Raw genomic sequence first — 4,606 nt, forward strand, 5'->3', positions numbered from 1 at the left:
CCGTATGAAATGGTGAATTTATCATCTCAGAACTAACGGCTGAGTGATAGGGAGGAAGTCCATTCCATACGCTAAGCTTTTTACCCCGCTGAACGCTCACTTGCCAACTTCTTCGCCACCCGAATTACTGTACGATCTGAAACATTGGTAAGTTTGGCGGTATCACTGATACTCAGCTTGTTGACAACTCGTAGCTGATAGATTTTTTCGTGTAGATCTGAATCGGCTTGTCGCCCTCTGTATTTCCCTTCCTCTTTGGCTTTCTTTATTCCTTCAGCCTGACGACGGCGGCGATCTTGGTAATCTTTTCTCGCGATAGCAGCTAGCATATCCATCATCATGCTATTTATCGCTTTGATCATCGATCCAGTAAATTCATCGGTGATTTGGGGAGAGAATGCAATATGACTGGTTGGCAAATCCAGGCTAATCACTTTGAGTTCTTTTTCGTGCAGCATTTCTTTTAAGGTGAACCAGCTTTTCTCATCCAGACGAGAAAGCCTGTCTATCTGTTCAATGATGATTGCATCGCCTTTCGCAGCATCATCAAGTAAACGAAGAAGTTCAGGTCTTTGCAGAGAAGCACCTGATTCATTTTCAATGTACCATCCAGCAATACGAAATCCTTTATCCTGTACAAACTTCTGTAAGGTACTCTGCGCTCGTTTTGCATTTTGGTCGCTTGTTGATGCTCTAAGGTAGCCGAAGATGTACATAATCTGCCCTAAGTGACATTTAAGTTATGATCTAACGTGGTGTGTCATATAGGTTATGACAAATATATAAAAACTGCCACTTTTTATCTGTGATCATAGGGTATACTTCATTGTCATACGAAGATCGTGATTTGATTTTGAATTTTAGTTGACCTATTATTGGTGTGTTAATTATTCACACATGTAGGTGGAAATATGTCACGCACAACTAGTGTTACGATTGGGTCTCAGCTAGATGAGTTTGTCGGCCAACTCATAGCGACTGGTCGCTATGGCTCAACAAGCGAAGTAGTTCGTTCTGCATTGCGGCTACTCGAAAGGCAAGAGAAACAAACCACGGCTCTAAAAATGGCGATTGAAGCCGGAGAGCAGAGTGGTCAATGCTCATTATCACTTCATGACATTGCGACTAAAGTAAAGCAGAGACACAATGTATAAACTTTCCAACCTCGCCGCAGAAGACTTTGAGCATATCTTTGAATACACCCTATTGAACTTTGGCATAGAGCAAGCGGATGCTTATACAGACAGTATGCATGACGTTTTGCTAACGCTTGCAGAACAACCTTTGATGGGTTACGAGTGCCCCGAAATTGCCGAAGGGCTTCGCCGCCACGATCACCATAAACATGCTATTTTTTATCGCCCACAACCTCATAGTATTTACATAATCCGTATTCTTCATCAGCAGATGGAACCATTGCGGCATTTCCATCCAGATATTTATTAAAATTCCTCATGGCTTACATGCCGGAAATGGGAAAACAATACGTCACTGATTTGAGTTTGTGTAACCAATAAGAGGTTTTGGCTATGCCCGTAGATTTTTTAACCACTGAACAAAAAAATAGTTACGGGCAATTTAATGGGGAGCCGAATGATGTTCAATTGGCGCGGTACTTCCATTTGGACGAGGCTGACTTAGCTTTTGTTACACAAAGACGTGGTGAACACAATCGATTTGGAGTTGCGCTGCAATTAGGTTGTGTTCGCTTTCTTGGTACTTTCTTGATCGATTTAAATCAAATCCCAACGAATACCCAATGGTTTGTCGCAAGGCAACTGAATATAACCAATATTGGTATTTTGTCTGACTATTCTCAGCGCGAAACCACACGCCGCGAGCATACCGCTCTGATCCGCAATCAGTATGGTTATCGTGAGTTTGTTTGGCCGTGGTCATTCCGGTTATCCCGCCTTCTCTATAGCCGGAGTTGGATCAGTAATGAACGCCCGAGTTTACTGTTTGATTTAGCGACCGGATGGCTGATCCAACATAAAATCCTTTTACCAGGCGCATCAACTTTAACCCGTTTAATTTCACAAATCAGAGACCGAGCAGAAAACCGATTGTGGCAGCAACTATCCAGTCTCCCAAATTCGGATCAGCAAGCTAGGTTGGATTCCTTACTACAAATTCCTGAAGCAGCCAGAACAACACACTTCGACCGTTTTCGTAAGGGGCCGGTCAATGTCAGTGGCCCTGCATTTAATGAGGCTATTGAACGTTACAAAGCACTTCAAACCTATGGAATAACTGAACTGGATTTTACTGGTATTCCTCCCGTCCGGTTTAAACATATTGCCCGTCATGCTGGAATGATCTCGGCATACAAAATAGGCCGTATGCCGGAGACTAAGCGTACTGCGATACTCGTGGCTTTTGTGAAAGCCTATGAAATTATTGCATTAGATGAAGCGTTGGATGTACTGGATCTTTTGATTACAAATATCGCTGGCGAAGCGAAGAAATTAGGACAGAAAAAGCGTCTTCGTACTCTAAAAGATTTGGATAAATCTGCACTGGCTTTAGCTAAAGTTTGTGCTCTGCTGCTAGACGACAACTTAGATGATGAGTCGCTACGTCCGTCAATCTTTGCTAAATTTTCACGGGAAAAGCTAGCGCAATCTATTTCTACCGTACACGAGTTAGCCCGACCTTATGATGACAATTTTCATGAAGAGATGGTTGAACAGTACGGGCGAGTTCGGCGTTTTCTACCAAAACTGCTCCGTGATATCGAATTTTCCGCCGCTCCTGCGGGAGACAAAACGCTTGAAGTTCACCAGTACTTAGCGCAATTACTCGACTCAAAAAAACAAATTCTTGATGATGCGCCAGTGGATATCGTATCTAATCCATGGAAGCGATTGGTATTAGATAAAGGTGGTCGGGTGACTAAACGAGGCTACACACTGTGTTTTTTGGATAAATTACAGGATAGCTTGCGCCGACGAGATATCTATGTCGAAAACAGCGATCGCTGGGGCGATCCGAGAGCCAAACTTTTGCAGGGGCAAGAGTGGCAGTCCAACCGAATTCAGGTCTGTCGATCACTGGGACATCCGCTAAACGCAAAAGAAGCCATCGATGCGTTAGTCAGGCAACTGGATACAACCTATCATCAGGTTGCCGCAAATTTTGACGATAATGGTTCGGTGGATATTGATATCTCGGGGAAACGACCAGCTCTGACCATCACAAATATTGATAGACTAGATAACCCTCCGAGCTTACAGGGATTATCCAAACAAGTTGAGGCGTTACTTCCTGCCGTAGACCTCACAGAACTACTACTTGAAGTCAATGCTCATACTGGCTTTGCCGATGAATTCACTCATATTAGCGAATCTAACGCACGTGCCAATGATTTAACGGTAAGTATCTGCGCCGTGTTACTGTCCGAAGCTTGCAATATCGGCCTTGAGCCACTGATAAAGTCTCATATCCCTGCTTTAACCAGACACCGACTCAGTTGGGTTAAACAAAATTATTTACGTGCTGAAACGTTAGTAAAAGCCAACGCGAAACTGGTCGATTTTCAGTCTACTCTTGCACTAGCTAAGCATTGGGGCGGAGGTGAAGTTGCCTCTGCTGATGGGATGCGATTTATCACACCAATAAGAACCGTCAATTCAGGTGCGAACCGAAAATACTTTGGCTCCAGCCGTGGTATCACATGGTATAACTTCGTCTCCGATCAGTTTTCTGGATTTCACGGAATCGTTATACCAGGAACACTACGAGATTCCATATTCGTACTCGAAGGGTTATTGGAACAGCAAACCGGATTAAACCCTACTGAAATCATGACAGATACAGCAGGAGCCAGTGACATGGTCTTCGGCTTATTCTGGTTATTGGGATATCAGTTCTCGCCAAGGTTAGCCGATGCAGGCGAATCGGTATTTTGGCGCGTAGATAAAGAAGCGGATTACGGTGTACTCGATGAGCTAGCACGAAACTGCGTAAATCCACAAAAAATAGAGCTTCACTGGGATGACATGATGCGTATAGCAGGCTCTCTTAAACTGGGAAAAGTGCAGGCATCAGAACTGATTCGGTCGTTGCTCAAAAGTGACCGACCATCGAGTCTTGCTCAGGCCATTATCGAAGCTGGTCGTATCAATAAGACATTATATTTACTGAATTACATCGATGATGAAGACTATCGACGCAGAATACTAACCCAATTAAACCGAGGCGAAAGTCGTCATGCCGTTGCCAGAGCTATTTGTCACGGTCAACGCGGTGAAATCCGCAAACGTTACCGAGAAGGGCAAGAAGATCAATTGGGTTCGCTTGGCTTAGTCACTAATGCCGTTGTGCTGTGGAATACCATCTATATGCAAGCTGCATTAGAGCACGTAGAACGACAAGGTGAAACACTAAAAGATGAAGACATTGCAAGACTATCACCACTCAGCCATAAACATGTGAATATGTTGGGGCATTACTCATTTACATTGACCGAACAGGTTTTAAATGGTGAGTTAAGACCGCTTAAACAGCCGTCAGAACAGGAAGATTTTGCTTAGCGTATGGAATGGACTTCCTCCCTATCACTCAGCCGTTAGTTCTGAGATGATAAATTCACCATTTCATACGG

At 43.8% G+C, this 4,606-nt stretch carries 4 protein-coding genes; 3 read left to right on the forward strand and 1 reads right to left on the reverse strand.

Annotated features, from left to right (window positions below):
• Positions 1-80 precede the first annotated feature (80 nt).
• Positions 81-716, reverse strand: a complete 636-nt coding sequence (locus R7F07_RS24375) for a recombinase family protein (RefSeq protein WP_161755305.1) — start codon at positions 714-716, stop codon at positions 81-83.
• Between the two features lie 195 nt (positions 717-911).
• On the opposite strand from R7F07_RS24375, the gene R7F07_RS24380 reads away from it, so the two are divergent.
• The 3 genes from R7F07_RS24380 to R7F07_RS24390 all read left to right on the forward strand — a co-directional run bounded on the left by R7F07_RS24380 (position 912) and on the right by R7F07_RS24390 (position 4,535).
• Positions 912-1,154, forward strand: a complete 243-nt coding sequence (locus tag R7F07_RS24380; RefSeq protein WP_016151373.1) for a type II toxin-antitoxin system ParD family antitoxin — start codon at positions 912-914, stop codon at positions 1,152-1,154.
• The gene (locus R7F07_RS24385; RefSeq protein ID WP_016151372.1) at positions 1,147-1,446 is read left to right on the forward strand and encodes a type II toxin-antitoxin system RelE/ParE family toxin; all 300 of its coding nucleotides are present in this window, start codon (positions 1,147-1,149) and stop codon (positions 1,444-1,446) included. The genes R7F07_RS24380 and R7F07_RS24385 overlap by 8 nt, the downstream gene beginning before the upstream one ends.
• Positions 1,447-1,529: 83 nt before the next feature.
• Entirely contained in the window at positions 1,530-4,535 is a 3,006-nt protein-coding gene (locus R7F07_RS24390; protein WP_140116173.1) for a Tn3 family transposase, read from the forward strand.
• Positions 4,536-4,606 lie beyond the last annotated feature (71 nt).

This window comes from Vibrio sp. YT-16 (assembly GCF_033337405.1).
GTDB classification, from domain to species: Bacteria; Pseudomonadota; Gammaproteobacteria; order Enterobacterales; family Vibrionaceae; genus Vibrio; species Vibrio alginolyticus.